The sequence below is a fragment of the Psychrobacter jeotgali genome, assembly GCF_904846315.1.
In the GTDB taxonomy this organism is placed as follows: domain Bacteria; phylum Pseudomonadota; class Gammaproteobacteria; order Pseudomonadales; family Moraxellaceae; genus Psychrobacter; species Psychrobacter jeotgali.
Genome location: NZ_CAJHAF010000001.1, coordinates 1,521,119 through 1,541,439, shown reverse-complemented (window position 1 = coordinate 1,541,439; position 20,321 = coordinate 1,521,119). Strand labels below are relative to the sequence as shown.

General features: G+C 41.0%; 17 protein-coding genes and 1 tRNA gene. 9 read left to right on the top strand and 9 right to left on the bottom strand.

The features are described 5' to 3' along the window. The first annotated feature begins 28 nt into the window (after positions 1 to 28). The 3 genes from JMX18_RS06155 to JMX18_RS06145 all read left to right on the top strand — a co-directional run bounded on the left by JMX18_RS06155 (position 29) and on the right by JMX18_RS06145 (position 2,287). Positions 29 to 337, top strand: a complete 309-nt coding sequence (locus JMX18_RS06155) for an FtsB family cell division protein (RefSeq protein WP_201585781.1) — start codon at positions 29 to 31, stop codon at positions 335 to 337. Between the two features lie 120 nt (positions 338 to 457). After that, a complete protein-coding gene (locus JMX18_RS06150; RefSeq protein WP_201585779.1) occupies positions 458 to 1,258 on the top strand; it encodes an IspD/TarI family cytidylyltransferase in 801 nt (266 codons plus the stop codon). A gap of 405 nt (positions 1,259 to 1,663) precedes the next feature. Further along, complete coding sequence (locus JMX18_RS06145) at positions 1,664 to 2,287, top strand: BLUF domain-containing protein (protein WP_201585772.1); 624 nt, start codon at positions 1,664 to 1,666, stop codon at positions 2,285 to 2,287. 203 nt (positions 2,288 to 2,490) lie between these two features. On the opposite strand, the gene JMX18_RS06140 is transcribed toward JMX18_RS06145, so the two are convergent. The 4 genes from JMX18_RS06140 to pyrC form a co-directional block, all read right to left on the bottom strand. Beyond that, a tRNA-Glu gene (locus tag JMX18_RS06140) sits at positions 2,491 to 2,566 on the bottom strand. A 53-nt stretch (positions 2,567 to 2,619) separates the two neighbouring features. Continuing rightward, positions 2,620 to 2,817 carry a hypothetical protein gene (locus JMX18_RS06135; RefSeq protein WP_201585771.1) on the bottom strand — a complete coding sequence of 66 codons (198 nt, stop codon included), beginning with the start codon at positions 2,815 to 2,817 and terminating at the stop codon, positions 2,620 to 2,622. 228 nt (positions 2,818 to 3,045) lie between these two features. After that, complete coding sequence (gene rnt / locus JMX18_RS06130; RefSeq protein ID WP_201588246.1) at positions 3,046 to 3,702, bottom strand: ribonuclease T; 657 nt, start codon at positions 3,700 to 3,702, stop codon at positions 3,046 to 3,048. Between the two features lie 373 nt (positions 3,703 to 4,075). Continuing rightward, positions 4,076 to 5,155: a dihydroorotase gene (gene pyrC / locus JMX18_RS06125; RefSeq protein ID WP_201585769.1), complete on the bottom strand. Its 1,080-nt coding sequence runs from the start codon at positions 5,153 to 5,155 to the stop codon at positions 4,076 to 4,078. Positions 5,156 to 5,442: 287 nt separating this feature from the next. Between pyrC and JMX18_RS06120 the strand changes: the two genes are divergently transcribed. After that, the gene (locus JMX18_RS06120) at positions 5,443 to 6,681 is read left to right on the top strand and encodes an argininosuccinate synthase (RefSeq protein ID WP_201585767.1); all 1,239 of its coding nucleotides are present in this window, start codon (positions 5,443 to 5,445) and stop codon (positions 6,679 to 6,681) included. A gap of 133 nt (positions 6,682 to 6,814) precedes the next feature. Here the strand turns inward: JMX18_RS06120 and JMX18_RS06115 are convergent, their stop codons facing one another. Continuing rightward, entirely contained in the window at positions 6,815 to 8,098 is a 1,284-nt protein-coding gene (locus tag JMX18_RS06115) for a hypothetical protein (RefSeq protein ID WP_201585765.1), read from the bottom strand. Between the two features lie 124 nt (positions 8,099 to 8,222). On the opposite strand from JMX18_RS06115, the gene JMX18_RS06110 reads away from it, so the two are divergent. After that, a complete protein-coding gene (locus JMX18_RS06110; protein ID WP_201585763.1) occupies positions 8,223 to 8,741 on the top strand; it encodes a L,D-transpeptidase in 519 nt (172 codons plus the stop codon). Positions 8,742 to 8,841: 100 nt separating this feature from the next. Here the strand turns inward: JMX18_RS06110 and JMX18_RS06105 are convergent, their stop codons facing one another. Both JMX18_RS06105 and JMX18_RS06100 read right to left on the bottom strand, forming a co-directional pair. Next, positions 8,842 to 10,452: a CYTH and CHAD domain-containing protein gene (locus JMX18_RS06105; RefSeq protein ID WP_201585761.1), complete on the bottom strand. Its 1,611-nt coding sequence runs from the start codon at positions 10,450 to 10,452 to the stop codon at positions 8,842 to 8,844. A gap of 248 nt (positions 10,453 to 10,700) precedes the next feature. Then, entirely contained in the window at positions 10,701 to 12,284 is a 1,584-nt protein-coding gene (locus tag JMX18_RS06100; protein ID WP_201585759.1) for an isocitrate lyase, read from the bottom strand. Positions 12,285 to 12,990: 706 nt separating this feature from the next. Here JMX18_RS06100 and JMX18_RS06095 point away from each other — a divergent pair. Beyond that, complete coding sequence (locus tag JMX18_RS06095; protein WP_201585756.1) at positions 12,991 to 13,980, top strand: LysR family transcriptional regulator; 990 nt, start codon at positions 12,991 to 12,993, stop codon at positions 13,978 to 13,980. Between the two features lie 475 nt (positions 13,981 to 14,455). Next, on the top strand, positions 14,456 to 15,844 hold the full coding sequence (locus tag JMX18_RS06090) for an NAD-dependent succinate-semialdehyde dehydrogenase (protein WP_201585754.1): 1,389 nt from the start codon (positions 14,456 to 14,458) through the stop codon (positions 15,842 to 15,844). 134 nt (positions 15,845 to 15,978) lie between these two features. Here JMX18_RS06090 and purN read toward each other — a convergent pair whose 3' ends face one another. Together purN and purM are read right to left on the bottom strand one after the other, a co-directional pair. Then, positions 15,979 to 16,686: a phosphoribosylglycinamide formyltransferase gene (gene purN, locus JMX18_RS06085; RefSeq protein WP_227674576.1), complete on the bottom strand. Its 708-nt coding sequence runs from the start codon at positions 16,684 to 16,686 to the stop codon at positions 15,979 to 15,981. Next, positions 16,686 to 17,756, bottom strand: coding sequence for a phosphoribosylformylglycinamidine cyclo-ligase (gene purM, locus JMX18_RS06080; RefSeq protein ID WP_201585752.1), 1,071 nt, complete (start codon positions 17,754 to 17,756; stop codon positions 16,686 to 16,688). The genes purN and purM overlap by 1 nt, the downstream gene beginning before the upstream one ends. Before the next feature lie 291 nt (positions 17,757 to 18,047). Here purM and JMX18_RS06075 point away from each other — a divergent pair, with 291 nt between their 5' ends. After that, the gene (locus JMX18_RS06075; RefSeq protein WP_201585750.1) at positions 18,048 to 19,154 is read left to right on the top strand and encodes an AI-2E family transporter; all 1,107 of its coding nucleotides are present in this window, start codon (positions 18,048 to 18,050) and stop codon (positions 19,152 to 19,154) included. Between the two features lie 256 nt (positions 19,155 to 19,410). After that, positions 19,411 to 20,214: a DnaA regulatory inactivator Hda gene (gene hda / locus JMX18_RS06070; protein WP_201585748.1), complete on the top strand. Its 804-nt coding sequence runs from the start codon at positions 19,411 to 19,413 to the stop codon at positions 20,212 to 20,214. Positions 20,215 to 20,321: the final 107 nt, after the last annotated feature.

The following is a 20,321-nucleotide window of genomic DNA, read 5'->3' as shown; positions in this document are numbered from 1 at the left end:
CTTTCACCTTGTTCGATGTTATTATTATATGAAATATTTTAGCCAGTTTATGCTACTTGCTTTAGCGGTTGCCGTGCTATCAGGGCTGCAATATCAGTACTGGTTTGGTCAAAATGGTCGACTTGAGCACAACAAGCTGCAGGTGCAGATTAGTGAGCAGCAACGCTTGAATAGTAATCAGACTGCGGCTAATGATTTGCTACGTACCGATGTCCATGATCTAAAGACTGGGCTTGAGGCAGTAGAGGAGCATGCTCGTTTAGATCTAGGCTTGATAAAGCCTAACGAGACTTTCGTACAAGTTTCTACCGCACCCACGACCCACACTAGTCAGTGACTTTATCCGTTTCGTCGCTAGTCAGTACGTTATTATATTTATAATGCTTTGTTTTTAGCGTGTTAGTTAGTAATATCCATACAATATTTATTTCTTTCGCCCTCTGTCCGATATCATAATATGAACACCAATCCTAAAGTCTATGCCATGATTGTCGCTGCTGGACGTGGTAGCCGTTTTGGTGCCTCTATCCCTAAGCAGTATGTGCTTTTAGGTGGCCAAACGTTACTACAGCGTAGCGTTGCCAGATTGGCAACTAGTGATTATATTACTGACTGCTGGTTAGTTGTGGCTAGTGATGATGATATTGCACGAACTTTGAATTTTGCTTTGCCTGTTTATTATACGCTTGGCGGCAATGAGCGTTGGCAGTCGGTATTCGCAGGTGTTGAGGCAATAATGGCAGCGGGTGCAAAGCCCTCGGATCTCATTTTGATTCATGATGCCGCTCGTCCTGCCGTGCCCCAAACTGATATAAATCAAGTGATAGAATCGGCCATGCATGAGCATTATGGGGCTATTTTGGCAGCTCCTGTAGCTGATACCCTAAAGCAGTCTTATGTGCTCTCTAACGCTAATGTAGCTGCTGACCATCAAGATAGCGCTAACAGTCATTCAAGTAATAATGAAACTAATAGTATAAACAATAGTCAGCAATGTTATGCTAAACATACCATAGATCGTACTGGTATTTGGCAAGCACAAACCCCGCAGGTTTTTCGAGTAGATCAACTATATAGAGTCCTGTCTTACGTCAAAGAGCAGCACCTGAGCATTACTGACGAAGCTAGTGCTTTTGAGTATTTAGACTTACCTATCCGCTTAGTTGAAGGTAGCCGCCAAAATATCAAACTGACTTATCCTGATGACAATCTATTGCTAACCTCTATAATAAAGGCTCAGAGCGAACCTTCATTCTAAAATACCAAACCTCCAAAAATTTATTCCTTAAACACTATAGGTCATAGTAGAGCTTATGGTGTTTTTTTATTTTAAAGTATATGCTACCTATAGCTAGATAGTAGTCTGCTTCCCATCCTTTCGTACCTGAGGCATTAGTTCGTTATTTATAAGAATTAGCCTCTAAAAACAACTAGATTTTTTATAAAACTTTGTTCAGTTACAAGAAAGGCTGGCAGTCTTATCACAAAAGTTTGCTTTATTGACCTAATTGTCCTACACTGTAACTAACTTAATACAATCAATAATAAATCTTATAATATCAATAATATAGAAAGCACCCTGTATTACTAATTATTCTACTTCTATATTGTTTACTTTAAGTCTCATAGATCAGAAGTGAATGCCATAATAAGGAGAAGCAGATTGTTAAAGGCTGCTGATACAACAAACTTGAAGAGCTCAGAGCTCTATCAGCTGGTTTACATAAGCCGTATTACTTCAACAGGCTTATCAGGCGCTAGTACGCTAAACGATATAGCTGATCATTCTATAAAAAACAATCAAGCGGATAAGGTGACCGGTATTCTTTGCTATGGCAATGGTTACTTTTTTCAGTGCGTTGAAGGCACTGAGCAAGCATTAACCAATCTAAAAAACCGATTGTTAATGGATAATCGTCATAAAGAGATAAAAGTACTGGATTTTTCAGTCATTAATCAGCGTCGTTTTTCTAGTTGGTCTTTACGCTCTATTATTCTTGAGCGCTGGATGGTTGATGATTCTAGAGTCAAAGCTTTGATGCCATTTAAGCCCTATACTTGGGTTGAAGATGAATGGGTACAGTTTTTAAATGTGTTACAAAACTATTATGAGCAGCAAGAGAAAAAGGAAGAAGTGGATATGCAGCCTATTAAATATAAAGCCTTAGGGGTTACTTTAGGTAAAGTCGTTAGCCAGCATCAAGCTTTCTTTTTGATTCAAACAATATTAGGTTTGTTAATTGTGGCAGCACTATTTTGGGTTTTGCTATCAGATAAAATATTTTAAACTTATAAGTTTTAAGGTATTGTTATAAGGCCAGCGTTTTGCTGGCTTTTTAGTTTTTATGAGTTTCTGAGGAGTTATAGTCTATGCTGCTCTTAAGTTATAAAAAATAAAAGTAGACAGACACAAAAAAACCCTTAGAATCTATCAAATTCTAAGGGTTTAAAAATAATTATAGCTTTTAAAGACTATAGTATTTTAATATGTGGCGTCCCCAGGGGGATTCGAACCCCCGTTACCGCCGTGAAAGGGCGGTGTCCTAGGCCTCTAGACGATGGGGACTAGGTACTACACCTTCAGCTGCTTTCACCATTTATGCTGAAGTGGTGCACATTTTAGTGGCGCTTGCGCCTGGTGTCAAGCTTTTTTCTTCTTCTTTTTAAAGTTAAGTACCTTTTTTTGATAGCACGCCGCGGATGCAGGTCTTTATTCTTTAAATGATGACGAATCCATAATGATGTACAAATACTTATACTGATAGCCAGCAACATATAACCAAAAATGGTGCCCCATAACTTAACTTGTGGGTCCATGGCAAAGTCCTTTTTTTGAGCTAAACAAAGTGGTTTAAATATATCAAAAAGAGGGCCTATCAAAGAGATGCTATCAAAAAGATAGAAGGGTTTTGATTATGTCCTTATAATCAAATTAAATTTAAAATTAAATACAAGTCAGATGATAGAATCCTTCTAAAGTGAGTAGAGCTATTCGTTAATTATAATAATAAATTGACAATAGTTATGTTTTTATATTGTTGTTTATTACTCATCATTATCTTTGGGTTCACTCTCCGGCTCTTCTGTATACAAAGCATTGGGCAGCATCGGATAACTGTTTAGAATGTGGCAGAACAATTCAGCGGTTTTTTGGGTGTCGTATAAAGCTGAATGAGCATCTTTACCATCAAAGTCTATTCCAGCAGCCTTACAAGCTCGAGCAAGCACGGTTTGCCCAAATGCTAATGCTGATAAGGTAACGGTGTCAAAAACAGAAAACTGATGGAAAGGGTTATGATTCTTGCTATTAGTACGTAAAACCGCAGCATTCAAAAATGCCAAGTCAAAATGGGCGTTGTGTCCAATTAGCACACATTGACGGCATTCCTCCGCCCGGCGCACTTCTTTGAGACCCTTAAATAAACGGCGTAAGGCAGTTTTTTCATCTTCAGCAATAGCCTTTCGCAGCGGATTATTAGGATCGATACCGGTGAACTCAAGCGCCCGTGGCTCTAGGTTTGCGCCTTCAAAAGGCTCAATATGCGCATTCAACGCTTCTCCTGGATAAAAAACCCCTTGCTCATTTAATAGGATAGGTATACAAGCAATCTCTAACAGCGCATCAGTCTGCGCATTAAAGCCTGCAGTTTCAACATCAACTACTACCGGTAAAAATTTACGAAAACGCTCTTTGAGAGTCATAGGCGCAGACACTTCTGATTCATCAACAGTCTCATTGATGCTATCAATAGTTCTAGTCGTGACAACGTATTGGCTGGTATCGACAGTAGAGGTGTTTAAGTTGTTATTTGAGTCATTATTAGATGAATCATTTGATAAGGCTTTATCGGACTTATCAGATGGCGCAGTATTAGTCGTAGTGGTCATAGCAGGTTAAATCACTTTTATCAGTCAAATTGTACTTTATCATTTATCAGGTTTAATACGAGTTTATAAATGAGAGGAGTTTTGGTATTAAAATAGAGAGCTTAATAAGTTGTAAGCTGACACTATAATTGATTTATAGCATCAGCTATCGATATCTATGAGCTAAAAAGTTAGGTTTTTCTGGGACTTAACTTTTAATAGACCAAGGCAAGTATTCACCCGCCATTAATGGCGTCAATTTTGAGTTATCAAAATAAGGATAGTCGGCGGGTACTTGCATAGGTTGATTGATCAAAGTAACCGTAGTCTCGTTGACAGGTAGACCATAGAACTGGGCGCCAAAACGGCTGGTAAAGCCCTCTAGCTTATCAATCTTACCGACGCTATCAAAAGCAGTAGCATATAAAGGCAGTGCTATTGATGCGCTATAGCAGCCGGCACAGCCGCAAGCGTTTTCTTTTTGATCAGTAGCATGCGGCGCAGAATCTGTGCCCAAAAAGAACTTAGGGTTGCCGCTAGTTGCGACATCCAAAAGCACCTTTTGATGTTTTTCACGCTTTAAGATAGGTAAGCAATAGAAATGGGGCTTGATACCGCCCAGTAATAAATGATTGCGGTTAAACATCAGGTGCTGCGGAGTAATAGTGGCGGCGACTTGATTGCCTTGCGACAAGATAAAATCAGCGGCATCACTAGTGGTAATATGTTCCATAACGATTTTTAGCGAGGGGAACTTGGCAATAATTTGAGCCAGCACTTCTTCTAAAAAGCGCTTTTCACGATCAAAGATATCAACGTGATCATGGGTAACTTCTCCATGAAGTAGCAACGGTAAGTTGTACCTTTCCATGGCCTCAAAGATACCAACACAGGCATTGATATCGGTTACGCCATCAGCAGAATTGGTCGTTGCCCCTGCTGGGTATAGCTTTACCGCTTGAACAATACCAGACTTGGCGGCTACTTCGATATCATGGGCGCTAGTTTCATTGGTCATGTATAAGGTCATGCGCGGATCAAAGGCAGCTTTACGCTCAGTGCTAACATCACTTGCTTGTAGATGATGCAAAATGCGTTGACGATAAGCAAGCGCTTCATCGGTAGTTTTTACAGGTGGTACTAAGTTTGGCATGCAAATAGCACGGTTAAAACTAGCTGCAGCATGAGGTACAGTAGTCGCTAGCGCCTTATCGTCACGAAGGTGAATATGCCAGTCGTCTGGTTGAATAATAGTTAGTTCTGTTATCGCATCAGTAGTGGGTGTCATGGCGCTCTATATCATTATATAAGGGAATAAGAAGTAGAAAATACACAGCTAAACTCGTAGCATGGCATCAGTTACTATCATAACAGGTTTACCCGTTTGACTAAATATAAGCCTACATTTTGTTGCTAACGGCTAGTATCTTGCATTTGTAAAGGCTAAACAAGCACGTGTAGGCATAGTTGCACTTTTGCCCATAGTAAATATGATGTACACTGAACAAGCAATTTATCACTCAATCCCATTTTAAGTTTAAATTTTTTTACTATTTCCCATGTAAGGAGTTTTTCATGGCTCAGCTTGATCCTAAAAATATTAATAAAATTGTCTTAGCCTATTCTGGCGGACTAGATACCTCAATTATCGCCAAATGGCTAAAAGAAACCTATGATGCTGAGGTCATTACCTTTACCGCTGATATCGGTCAAGGAGAGGAAGTAGAGCCCGCTCGCGCCAAAGCGGAAGCGATGGGTATCAAGCATATCCATATTGAAGACTTACGTGAAGAGTTCGCCCGTGATTATGTATTCCCTATGTTTCGTGCCAATGCTATCTATGAAGGTGAGTACCTATTAGGAACCTCTATCGCTCGTCCCCTTATTGCCAAGCGTTTGGTTGAGATTGCCAAAGAGCATGACGCCGATGCGATCAGTCATGGTGCTACCGGTAAAGGTAATGATCAAGTGCGTTTTGAGCTAGGCGCTATTGCTTTAGCCCCTGATGTGGTAACGATTGCGCCTTGGCGTGAGTGGGACTTATCGAGCCGCGAAAGCCTGATGCAATATGCCAAAGAGCATGATATTGCTATCGATTATGCTAGTAGTGAGAAAAAATCACCTTACTCAATGGATGCCAACTTACTGCATATCTCTTATGAAGGTGGGATTTTAGAAGATCCGTATGCTGAAGCTGAAGATAACATGTGGCGTTGGTCGGTAAGCCCAGAAGAGGCGCCTGATGAGCCTCAGTATTTAGAAATTGAGTACGAAAAAGGCGATATCGTTGCTATCGATGGTGAGACGCTTAAGCCTTATGAGGTGATGATTAAGCTTAATGAAATCGGCGGTCAACATGGTATTGGTCGTTTGGATATCGTGGAAAACCGTTACGTCGGTATGAAGTCTCGTGGTTGTTACGAGACTCCAGCAGGTACTATTATGCTAAAAGCGCATCGTGGTATTGAATCCTTGACGCTGGATCGTGAAGCGGCGCATCTAAAAGACGAGCTGATGCCACGTTATGCAAAGATTATTTATAATGGCTATTGGTTCAGTCCTGAGCGTCAAATGCTGCAAGCCTTGATAGATAAGTCGCAAGAGCATGTCAATGGCACAGTACGAGTAAAACTCTATAAAGGCTGCGTAAGTGTGGTAGGCCGTAAGTCAGATGATTCACTATTTGATGAAAAGATCGCTACTTTTGAAGATGATGCTGGTGCTTATGATCAAAAAGATGCAGAAGGCTTTATCCGTTTGAATGGATTACGCTTGGCTATTGAAGCCAGCCGTGGCCGTGATTTATCTAAGTAACTTAGATAAATCCAAATAAAAATACAATAGCGCTTTATAACAAAAGGCACTACGCTTATATAGCTAGTGCCTTTTTTATATTTATAAAAGTTCGTTTTTATAATGTTTGGTTTTATAAGTACTGATTGACTACTTATTTAGGATCTGGCGTTTGATCTTCATCTTCATTTATTCTGACGATAGCCACGTCTTGCTGCTTACGCTCTTCTTTGGAATCATGTTCTGCTACCGCTTCAGTCGCTGAAACTAAGCCATTCGATTGTTGCATTTGATACTTTAGCATGGCTAATGCGCCCAAGACCGCAATGACCAGTAGCGTAATCAAGATCACGGGGTTCTTCCACAGCGGTGGCGGTTTGTCGTATTCAATAGGAGTTTCGCTGGGGGTAGCAGGGGTGTCCTCTTTATTAATATCGATAAACCCTAAGCTCACAAGTGGGCGGGTAGGTGGACTCTCAGGCTCTGAGGTGATACGCAGACGATTGCGACTCAGGTAGATATCAGATATTTTAGCCAACTGTAAGAGCCAGCGCTGATGCGGTAGAGCAATAGCATGCATTTGCGCAAACACTAGCATATCATCGTGCTGGCCTTTTTGAGCGTTTTCTCGTGCGCGTCCAATGACTTTTAGATAGTTAGAGGTGGCTTGTTGCATATCCTGCACGGGCTCAACTTGCTCTACTCTGAATTTTGTGAGCTCATACCAAAGAGGCTCAAAAGGGGGCGGGGTATCTTCAAAACTACTGTCTAGGCTAGCTTGATTGTCGGCGCTGACTTGATTATCGATGGCATCTTTAGTCGCTTCGTGGCTGCCGTCATCATTTGATTCAATAGCAGCTGACTGAGTTTCATCTAAACTGGCATTATTTACATCTGTTTTATGTAAGTTATTATTATTTATAAACCGTTCAGCGGACAAAAACTGAGGTTGTAAAGCAAACCATTTATCAAGCTCGTCATAATCTAGCTGACTGTAGTCCGCCAGAATAGCCAGTTCACGTAGGGCAATGACACATAAAATGGTAAGCAAAACTTGTACTTTTGCTGCTTCAGCATCGATTTGGCTAGCAATATACTCACTAGCTTGGATAATGCGGTCACTATCATTGAATAAGGCGTTAGTCACCTCTTGACGGTAGTATAAAGTGGCTTTAAGAGTTACCAAATTCATCGAATTATATTGGCGTAGCTCTTTTATAGCACTACGAGTAAATAATTTTTTAGCTACCCCTTGACCTTTGTAACGCTGTTGATAAGCGAGGAGCGCGCTGACAATAGCCTGCAAGCTGGCATTCATGGCAATCCGAGTTTGCGGCAATGACAACTGGGCAGCATCCGCCAATAGCGATACCATGGGCTTGGTATCTTGATACAAAAAATCATACATCGACACGCGTGTCGGTGAAATAGTAATCATAATCTGCTAGCATCAAAAAGTGTGCCCCTATATTACGGTGCCAAAAGCTTTGATACAATCCCTTAAGATTATAAATACTAAATTTTCTAACTTTTTATATAGAGAATAATAATAGGAATAGCTGATGATAAATGATGCGGACTCTCTTAAGAATGAAATAATTATCAATATTGCTGAGCAGATGCTAACGTTATATCAGCATCAAAAAAAGATTCGACAGTACTCCGTTTCTACAGCCAAAAATGGTATCGGTAGTCAGCAAGATAGCGGCTGTACTCCGCTTGGGCAGCATATCATTGCGCAAAAGATTGGTGGCAGTGAGGCTATTAATGCGGTGTTTATTGGCCGAGTAGCTACGGGCGAGATTTATAGTAACGAGCTTGCGGCTAATCACCCTGAGCGCGATTGGATACTAAGCCGTATTTTGTGGTTAGAAGGTATTGAAGAGGGAATAAACAAAGGTAGTAATAGTCTAGGCGGCTGTGATACTTATAAGCGCTATATCTACATTCACGGTACGCCAGACAGTGAGCCTATGGGAGTAGCCTATTCGCATGGTTGTATAAGAATGCGTAATAAAGATATTATCGAGCTATATGAGCAGGTAAATGAAGGAACGTCTGTCAAGATTATTGCGGACTAGGCAGCTAACTAATTAATAACTTTATGAACCAGCTAGCTACCTTTTTAGATAAAACTTATAAGCTTTCTAAGCGTCTACAACTCTCACTTTAGCAAAACCGTTACCAGAATACAGTGCAGCTCTGCAATTTATCCAAACGCTTTTTGCTTTTTTTATCCGTAGGCAACATAGTAGCGCTAAACCAACCCGCACCATATAAAGCATTAGTATCCGTGAAGGATTTATACTGATAATGCTGTTGATAACTTATATTATCGAGATGCTCCCCCAAAGCTTTTTGAGCTTTCTTTACCCGCTTAAGCCAACGTTTGCTTTTCTTATTAGCATATAAGGGAGCGGCAAATTCGCTAACGTAACGTAGATTTTTGAGTCGTTGGCGTAGCTTATGCTGCATCTCATAGTAACTATCTTGTTCATCGGCGCTGGTTTTTTCATTATCTGTACTGCCATTATTTGAATCGGCAAACTCAAAATCTGCCACTTTAAGCTCAGCTTTCAAAAACTTGGTATAGTGTTTCGAAAGTACTTTGGGCAGCTTATCACTGGCTAGTTTATGGGCCTTAGCCTCTTGACTGGCATCGCTCATAGTAAAGGCAATAAGTTCAAGCAAGGTCAGCTGAAAATCGTTCGCTCGAACGGCATCAACAGGCGATACTTTGAGATCCTCAAGCTCTGCACTCCAATCTACAATAGGAGCACCATGCTGCTCAAGCTTAGGTTGCACAGTATCCACTAAATAAGCTATTTCACGGTATTCAGCCAATAAAGTAGCGGTTTGTTTAAGTATCGGTGACCATTCAGGATTGAGCTGCTCTGAGAACCTGTCAAAGGCTTTTAGGGCGCACCGCAGCCGCTGAATACCGATACGCAGTTGCAAGACGTGATCATTACTTTTGCTACCTTCGGCAATGGCGCTGCTGTTTGGTAGTATTTGCAATAAGCAATTATGCACCACTGCGCGCACAAAAGCAGGCATGCTAATATCTTCACTGAGAGTTAGCTTATTCATATTAGCACTAACCGCTGGGCTATAAGTTGCTTGTTTGAGCAGTAGACCACCACGCTCAGCTTTAGTCACTGTCGATAAACGAAGCTTATAACGCTTACACCAAGTTTTAGCGGTCTCAAATAAATAATCAATTTCACCTGCTACTAGCTCGAACTCTATTTCTTGAATAGGCATAGACAAGTTAGCGTCATTTCCGTGAATTATTTTGCCATAGTCATAAGCGACTTCGATGACACTTTGGGCTGTATTGTTATCGCTATCGTCATCGTTTTTATCACGATCATCTTTCAATAACCGGGTGGTACGTTCAACATCGGTAACATATTGCCGAGTTAACTTTTTAGGCAGTTTTTTAAGATTGAAATCTGCTAAGGCAGGAGCTATTGAGGTATCTGCGTAGATAGTCAAGTCTGGCAATAGCCTATCTTCATCAAGCATCGCCTGAACCTGTTCATTATCTAACAATGCATTATGCTCTAAACGTGCAGCGATACCATCCCCGCCCGCTTTAATGGTTTGTACCCAATTGTCGCCTTCTTGGCGAATACGCAGGCCGATACCTGATTTTGCTAACTCTTGCTTCGGGGTGTCGAAATAATGCGCTGCTAATGAAGTCACTCGTGAGGATTTCACCTTTGCTTGACGCATCAGACCTTTTAGACGTGCTGGTGGTATCAAAAACCTCAATTCTATCTCGTGCATGGTTGAATCCTCCTTTGCATTTATATTAATTCGTAAGCGGTTATAGAACTACTATGTCTTATATCACTGCATGTGACAAGGATATCTTTAATAAAGTTGAAAGCATGTTTTTGGTAGATAAGAATTAAAGCTTTGGTATAGGCACAAAAAAGCCGCCCTACTTAAAGTAGAGCGGCTTTTTATTAGCAAGGTATTTATTCAATAAGCCATTTATTTAATAAAGACACTTGCTTGTATTAAATCCATAATTAGAACTGGTTCATAGTGTTCTTTTCGCCGCCAGCTTTTAACGCGTTATCACCTGAGAAGATCTCTTTGTGATCATCGCCAAGGTCAGAACCGGCCATTGCTTGGTGCTTAACGCAAGAGATACCTTCACGGATTTCTTTACGTTGTACGCCAGCTGCATAAGCAAGCATACCGTCTTCGCCGAAGTAACCTTTAGCAAGCTCATGAACGCTAAGAGCAGTGGTGTGGTAAGTCGGTAGCGTGATTAAGTGATGGAATACACCAGCTTCACGTGACGCATCTTTCTGGAAGTTCTTAGCAGCTTCGTCAGCAGCTTTGTCAAGCTCAGTACCATCGTAATCAGCACTCATCAAGTCATCTTTATTGTATTTAGAGATGTCTTTACCTTCTTCTTCCCACTGGGCGATAACTTGCTTACGGAAGTTAAGTGTCCAGTTGAATGATGGGCTGTTGTTGTATACTAGCTTCGCTTTTGGCTGCTCTTCTTTAATACGATCAACCATCATTTTGATGTGTTCAACGTCTGGAGTAGGGGTCTCAATCCATAGTAGATCAGCACCGTTTTCTAGTGCGGTTACACAGTCAAGAACAACGCGGTCGATGTTAGTATCTTCACGGAACTGATATAGGCCGTTAGCTAGACGAACAGGGCGTACCAATTTGCCATCACGCTTTAAGAGTACATCGTTTTCTTGAGCATCAGCGATGTCGATTTCTTCTACATCGATAAAGTCGATGTATTTAGAAGCTAGATCACCTTTCTCTTCTGATACTGGGATTTTCTGGGTTAGTGAAGCACCTTCAGAGTCAGTACGGGCAACGATAACGCCGTCTTCAACACCTAGCTCTAGGAACGCATAACGGATAGCATTCAATTTAGAGATAAAGTCTTCGTGCGGTACAGTAACTTTACCTGCTTGGTGACCACACTGCTTGGCATCAGATACTTGGTTTTCAACCTGAATAGCACAAGCACCAGCTTCGATCATTTGCTTAGTCAATAGGTAAGTGGCTTCTTCGTTACCGAAACCTGCATCGATATCGGCAATAATTGGCACAACGTGTGAATCAAAGTTGTCAATTTTTGCTTGAATCTCAGTAGTATCTTGACCCGCTTCTTCAGCAGCATTTAGCTCGCGGAAGTAGTCGTTCAATACTTTAGCATCTGCTTGACGCAAGAAAGTATAAATCTCTTCGATTAGCTTAGGTACTGAAGTTTTTTCGTGCATAGATTGGTCAGGTAGAGGACCGAACTCAGAGCGTAGCGCCGCTACCATCCAACCTGATAGGTAGATGTAAGTTTTTTCGGTAGTACCGAAATATTTTTTCTTAGCATACATAGTTTGCTGAGCGATAAAACCATGCCATGCACCTAGTGACTGCGTGTATTTAGAAGTGTCATTGTCATACTCTTCCATATCTTGACGCATGATTTTTGCAGTATGTTTTGCAATATCTAAACCCGTTTTGAAGCGGTTTTGTACCATCATACGTGCAGCATCAGTCTCACTGATATTCTGCCAGTTGCCATGCTTTTGCTTTAGTTCACGTACTAAATCGATTGCTGACTTATATGTTGTCATCTAGACTCTCCTTGGTGGGGTGTAAAATATGGAATTAAAATTAGATAATTAAAAGTAATAAAATGACCATAACTAAATGACGTGAGGCTTTTAGACGCTACGGTAACAGTTGTGATCAAGTTAAAGTTAACAGGGGTTAAATAATAATTGGAATTAATAATTATGTATTGAAATTGGCGCTAGTAAGATAAGCGGTTTGACTGATGAATAACCAGTTATCATAAATCTTGGCCTATTACCCTAAACAAACCTGCGGATAAATACAAGGACTTTACCTAAATTGTTGGTTCAGAGATAGTTAACTATTTATCAATCGCTATTAAGAGCTATGAAGTAGCAGTATCGCTAATTATGAGCAAGAGGTGCTACAATAACCACGCAGCAAAATAACAGGTTTAATAGTTAATTAGTCGACTTGTCTATGTCCCTTACTATAGCGACCTTACTAAGATTTATCTAATTTATGATAGTTATCTTGGGTATTTTATTTAGATATAGTATAGTATAAACATATACTTAGGTGTAGTTTGAAATCTTTTGAAGCATAATTTAAAGCATAAAATAGTAGTATTAATAAAAAACATCTAGTTAAAACAGCTTATTAAGTTGGAATAGATGGATAAAGTGGCATTTTAATTACTACTGATAATAGCGTATAAGATAGTTAGTACAGATAGTACTTACTCTAAGGCAAAGAGAAATATATATGAATTTGCAGCGGGTTGATTTGAATTTGTTAGTACATTTAGATGTATTACTACGAGAAAAGAATGTCACACGGGCGGCAGAGCAATTGGGTATTACTCAGCCTGCAATGAGCAACATCTTACGGCGTTTGCGTAAGCTATTCAACGACCCATTATTGGTGCGCTCGTCTGAGGGAATGACGCCTACTGAGCGTGCGCTTGAGCTGCAGCCCCGTATTCGAGAGATACTTGCTGATCTGACCCAAGTCCTCGAGCCGCGTACTGAGTTTCGTCCTTATAGTACTTCGCGGGTTTTTCGGATTATGACTTCAGATTATGCTGAAGCGACTTTGGTACCTAAGCTGGTCAAAGCATTACGCTCTGAAGCGCCCAATGTCATTTTAGATTTTTTGACCCCATCCGATGTCTCTTATCGTGATATGGAGCAAGGCCGAGTCGATTTGGCCATTAACCGCTTTAATGAAATTCCGCAAAGCTTTCATCAGGTTTTAGTATGGCGAGATACCTTTAGTTGTCTTTTATCAGCAGATAGCCCTTATGCCAATCGTTTTAATTTAAAAAATTATCTGAAAGGTCAACATGTCTGGGTATCCAAGACCGGTATGGGGGTTGGCTTTGGAGTCAATCCTGAAAAATCAGGTGGTTTAGGGTCTATTGATCAAGCGTTACAGCGCCTAGGTCAAAAGCGTCAAATTAGTGTTTTTACTCGCCACTATCAAATGCCGGCAATGCTCGCTGCTAATAAGGATTTAATCGCTACTTTGCCCACACGAGTCGCCCGTATGCAAGCTACCAATGACAGTATTATAATGAAAGAGCCGCCATTTTTTATTCCAGAATTTGAGCTGACCATGGCTTGGTCGCCATTATTGCAGCATCATCCGGCGCATAGATGGTTACGCCATCTTATTATGCACGTAGCTCGTCAAGTAGTGGCTGAAGAAGAAGGCGAGATGGAAGAAATTCCAGTTATCAATCACTTGTTCTAAGGTTGCTCTAAAGATATAAGTAATTGTCTAAGTGCTTAAGCTAAGGGCCTTATAGCAAATAAAACCAGCAGTGAGTAATCTTACTGCTGGTTTTTAATTTCAGTAGTGCTGTAGACACACGTACCAACCACAGAGTCACACTTTTAACAACTTCATCACACTTCTAAATATCTTGTAAAACTCCCTATCAAAACTTCTGTTATTATAATTAAAGCTTAAAGTAAAAATACAATAACAAATGCAACTGTTAAGCTAGGAAGCACAAGCTAGAAAATATAAGCTAGAAAATATAAGCTAGGACTCATCCACGAATTTGGATAGTTTTGTAAGAGGCGTACGGCTGAGGCTTTATACAATACGTAATATAATCATTACGTAATACAGTCACTGTTTTATCTAAGCCCTAGTTTACTTATCAAATTTAAGTGTACGCAGTGTTTGTGATAATCAATCAAATAAAAAAAGGGAAATAATCATGGCAGATATTACTACTGTAAACCCAGCAACGGGTAAAGATATTAAAGATTATAATTATATGAGTACTGATGAAGTTAATAAGATTATTGACGCATCGCATAAAGCATTTTTAGACTGGCGTTTAGTTAGCCATGAAGAACGTGCTAAGGTCATCAATTCAATTGGTGAGACCTTGATGAAGTATAAGCAAGAGCTTGCAGAATTAATGACTGAGGAGCGTGGTAAAATTCTTGATGCCAGCTTAGAAGAGGTCGATCTGTGTAAGGCCATTTGTGACTTTACAGCTAGCGAAGGTGTAGCTGCTTTGGCTGAAGATAAGCGCGATATTGAAGGCATTGAAAAAGGTCTGGTACGCTATGATCCTATCGGTATCATCTATGGTATCCAGCCATGGAACTTCCCAGCTTATCAAGTATTCCGCTATACCATTGCTAACTTGATGGCGGGTAACAGTATTTTGCTCAAGCATGCCTCAAACGTGACCGGTTCAGGTTTATTGATTGAAAAAATATTCCATGAGTCTGATCTGCCAAATGATTTATTCCGTACCCTAATTATCAGTCATGATCAGTCTGAAAAAGTAATTGAACACGAAAAAGTACGCGGTGTCACTTTGACAGGTAGTGATGTAGCGGGTCGTAAAGTTGCTCAGCAAGCGGCTAAAGTACTGAAAAAGACGGTTATGGAGCTCGGTTCTAACGACGCCTTTATCGTACTAGAAGATGCTGATTTAGACCTTGCAGCGGCCACTTGTGCTCATGCGCGTCTCTATAACAACGGTGAGACTTGTATTGCAGCCAAGCGTTTTATCGTTGTAGACAGTGTCTATGACAAATTCCGTGACTTGGTGATTGAGAAGTTCAATGAGTATAAAGTGGGTGATCCTATGGACGACTCAGTTGATGTTGGACCACTGTCAAGTGCCAAACAGCGTGATACCCTGCATGAGCAAGTACAGGAAAGTGTGAAGAAGGGCGCAACTATTACTATGGGTGGCGAAGTGCCTAATAAGCCAGGTGCGTTTTATCCGCCAACGATTTTAGAGAATATTAAGCCAGATCAGCCTGCTTATAAAGACGAGCTGTTTGGCCCAGTAGCTTCTTTGATTCGCGCTAAAGACCAAGAAGATGCCTTCCGAATCGCTAACGATAGCCGCTATGGGCTAGGCGGTGCGGTGTTCTCTAAAGATGAAGATAAAGCCATTGATTTGGCGCAAAAACACTTCGATACTGGTATGGTTTACATTAACGGTTATGACTTGGTTAACCCAGGACTACCGTTTGGTGGTGTTAAAGATTCAGGCTATGGCCGTGAACATGGCGGCTTTGGTATCAAAGAGTTTGTTAACATTAAAGCCATCCACGTGGTAAATAAAAAACCAGCTTAATTAAAAGCTTTCATAGCATTCACTAGCTTTTAATTAATTGGCTATCTCAAAAGCCCCGTTACTCAGTAACGGGGCTTTTTTGCTAGGGTATATTAACTTTAGTAGGTTTTTTTAATAAAGGTAGTTAATGATCTTTAATAATTCAACCAAAGCTTTAAAGGTAGAGCAGGTAGATAATTAGAATCGTCATTAGGTTGTGCGCTTACAGTTTGAAGATTTAATATCCCTTTGGCTATTAATAACACTGTCCAAGGCAATAGCTGATGCTCAAGCTTTTGTACTCGCGCCTGCAAGGTCTCAGCGCTATCGTTTGATCTTACCTCCAGCAGCGCTTGAGTCAATACGATGCCTGCGTCCAGCTCAGCGGTGACCACATGGATACTACAGCCGTGCCAGCGCTCACCCGCTTGTAGCGCTCGCTGATGAGTATCAAGCCCTTTATAAACAGGAAGCAAAGAGGGGTGTAAATTAATCATCGGCGCAGGTGCGTTGTCGATAAAATCAGTGCTTAATACTCGCATGAAACCGGCCAGTATGATCAAATCCGGCTGCCAAGCTCGCAGTTGAGCACTGGCATGAGCCTGAAAGGTTTTAATTCCCATGCGCTTGCCACTATCAGTATGCGATAGTACAGTGACAGGAATATCGGCTAGCTGTGCACGTTTGATAGCGTAGGCGTCTTCACGATTACTGATGACGCCAATGATTTCTATGGGCAACTCATTAGTTTGCATAGCATCGATTAATACCTGCAAATTACTACCGCTGCCCGATACTAGGACAGCGATGCGTAACGGTGGCATCGACTCTTTATAATGGCGCTCTAAAGGTACCTCTGACATTAGTAGTACACCACGGCATCAGCGCTATTATCGGTGCTACCCTCACCACGTTTTACCATTTCCCCTAATTTCCAAGCGCTCTCGCCAGCATCGTTTAAGGTTTGAATGGCTTGCTCAGCTTTATCTTGAGGTACAACAATGACAAAACCTACGCCGCAATTAAAGGTGCGATACATCTCGCTCTGAGCGATATTACCCTCGCTTTGTAACCACGTAAATAGCTCGGAGAACTGCCAGCTACTGGTGTCGATACTAGCGGCCAGATTGTCTGGTAATACACGTGGTAGGTTATCCGTCAGACCACCACCGGTAATATGCGACATAGCATGAATGGCTGCATTACCCAGGGTATCTTGTAGCGCTTTGATAGCTTTGACGTAGATACGAGTGGGAGCCATTAAAGCATCAGAGATAGGTTTACCATCCAATTGTTTATCGCTCTCAGCAACATCAATACCGCTAACCTCAATGACTTTGCGTACTAGCGAATAACCGTTGGAGTGTGCGCCGCTTGAGGCAAGGGCAATCAGCACATCGCCTTCGCTGACATTCTTACCGGTTATGACCTCAGATTCTTCGACCACACCTACACAAAAGCCTGCTAAGTCATAATCCTCATCTTGATACATGCCGGGCATCTCAGCGGTCTCACCACCGATTAAAGCGCAGTTTGCTAATTTACAGCCTTCACCAATACCCGTCACCACCGTTGCTGCCACCTCAACATCGAGCTTACCAGTTGCGTAGTAATCTAAGAAGAATAAGGGCTCTGCACCGCAAACCAATAAATCATTGACGCACATAGCCACCAAGTCGATACCAATGGTGTCGTGACGATTCAGCTGCAAGGCTAGCTTAAGCTTAGTGCCCACGCCATCTGTACCTGAGACCAATAAAGGCGACTTGTAACCAGTAGGAATACGGCACAAGGCGCCAAAACCGCCAAGGCCACCTACCACCTCAGGGCGAGTAGTGGCTTTGGCTACAGATTTGATTCGCTGAACCAAAGCATCGCCTGCATCTATATCAACACCAGCATCTTTGTAGCTTAAAGAAGGCTTGTCACTCATGGTCATCTCACATTTGGGAATAGTTAGAAAAAATAGTAAAGAAACTAATAAAGGTAGTAAAGGGAGTATAAAGCGTAATTATAGTGTGCGCATTATACCCAAAAATAGCCTGCACTCGCAAAGCAACTTGCTACTATTCTATTGAGATGGGGGATAATCATTAAATTAAAAATTTTAGACACAAAAAAAGACTGCTTTTTTACTATAGTCTGCAATAATATATAACCTTTATTTTATCTGTCTCAAACCAGTTAACTATCTTAAACCAGCTTAACCACAGGATTATGATTAATGATCAATCAACCCATAGATCCTTTTTTTCGGCGCTTTTTTATCGTTATAGCGCTTTTGATAACGCTGACATTATTGTATTTGATGTTGCCGGTCATTATTCCATTTGTCGTTGCCTTTGTGCTTGCTTATCTATTTAACCCTTTGGTTAAAAAGCTATCAAGATATGTTAGGCGCTGGATAGCTATCATCGTTGTTTATACGGCGATTACCCTCGGAATGGTAATGCTATTATGGTGGCTGGTGCCAACATTATGGCGACAATTGCAAGCCGCTTGGGAGTATTTACCGCAGATTTTAGACTGGTACAATGAAGTAGCTAGAGCCTGGTTTGAGACTAATACTCGTATTCGGCTACCGGAATTGGAAGTAAAAGGATTCTCTGAAACCTTAGTTGACTATTTGCAAACCAATTATAGGTTTTCAGATGCTAGCACGTTAATGAGTCAAGTTTTGACTTCTAGTATGAATTTTATTAATAGTGCCGGACTGATCGTATTGGTGCCCATTCTTACTTTTTACTTCTTATTTAACTGGGATAAGCGTATTACCAGTTGGAAGATGGCGGTTCCTAAAGCTTATAGCAAGAAAGTTATTGGTATCGCACAGGAGTGTGATCGAGCACTGATGCAGTTTGTAAAAGGTCAACTGCTAGTAATGGTGCTGCTAGGGATAATTTATGCGGTGCAATTACAATTGATAGGGCTCGAGCTGGGGCTGATTATAGGTATGGGCGCAGGTATTGCGAGCTTTGTACCTTATTTAGGCTTTGGGCTGGGTTTTATTGCCTCTATTGTCGCAGGCTTATTTCAGTTTGGCTTAGACTGGGTTTATCTGTCATTAATTGTAGGGGCTTTTTTGGTTGGTCAAGCGGCAGAAGGCTATATTCTTCAACCTCTATTATTAGGTGATAAGATTGGTCTGTCACCGCTATGGGTTATCTTCTCAGTGTTAGCAGGAGCCAGCTTATTAGGCTTTGTCGGTATGCTTATTGCTCTGCCAGTTTCAGCAGTTTTAAACGTTTTATTCCGTCACTTGTATGCTTATTATCAGTCTACTGACTTTTATAAAGGGCGCAAACAGTTAGATTTGTTTGATAAAAAATAGGGGTAATGGGATTGGATATCTGTGGTTTAAGAGCTATTTTAAGAGTTATGACAATGTACAGTGAAATATATAATATGATGGATTGAATATTTAGCTATGACAATGACTGTCTAATGGAGTAAATACGTAAAAGACTTGTCAGTCATTTTGTAAATATGGTATATATAGGCGCAGCGTTTATAACAATTTTTACGATATACCTTTTATTAAGGTTTTTAATAAGGTTCCATCGCATAATGCGATAAGTTGACGATTCATGGCAGAAGCACAGCTAAGTCTCAATCTAGACATCAAGCATGATGCAAGTCTCAGTGACTTCTCAGGCCCCGGTTGGATGTCAATCATCGATGCAGTACGGCAGTTACATGTCGGTCTGATTCGTCAACTGTACCTATTCGGTAGCCCTGCCACTGGTAAATCCCATCTATTATCTGCTATTTGTGAATCCTTTATTGAAATGGATAAATCGGCGATTTGTTTATCACTCAATGAGCTGATCCATACTGATGTCAATGTATTGTCTTCGCTTGAAAATTTTGATGTCATTGCTATTGATGATTTAGAAGTTCTTGAGCAGAGTGTTCAATGGCAAGAGGCTCTATTTCATTTGATTAATCGTAGCCGAGAAGGCCAGCGTCAGCTATTATTTGCTGCTAACAAACCAGCTAGTGAGCTACCGTTTCAGTTGACTGACCTATTGACCCGCTTAGCACAAGCACCAACCTTTAAAGTACCTAATGGTAAAGACCTTGATGATCGTCAGGCATTGCTTCAATCTATCTTACGCCGGCGCGGTTGGCAGTTCGATGAGCGTATTTTAGATCATCTGCTTAACGAGGGGCCCCATCGTATTGGGGCGATGATGGAGGTATTGAATTATATTCAGCCGATGTTCTCAAACCTTGGACGTAGTAATATCTCCAAAGCGGTAATTAGTGATGCGCTACGAACTATTGATGAGCAAACACTAGCCGCTGAGCTTGCGGATATCAGTCAAGAAACTCAAATAGACAATCAAGTCGCTAATCAAGATCAGCATACTATGCCCCTAGATTTTTGAGCCCCTAGATTTTTGAACCACTAAAAATTTGAGCGCTGCTGAGTAGTCAAGCTTAAATCGTAAATACTTAGAGAGGCTGTAAGCTAATCCTTTCTCGTCAAACCTTT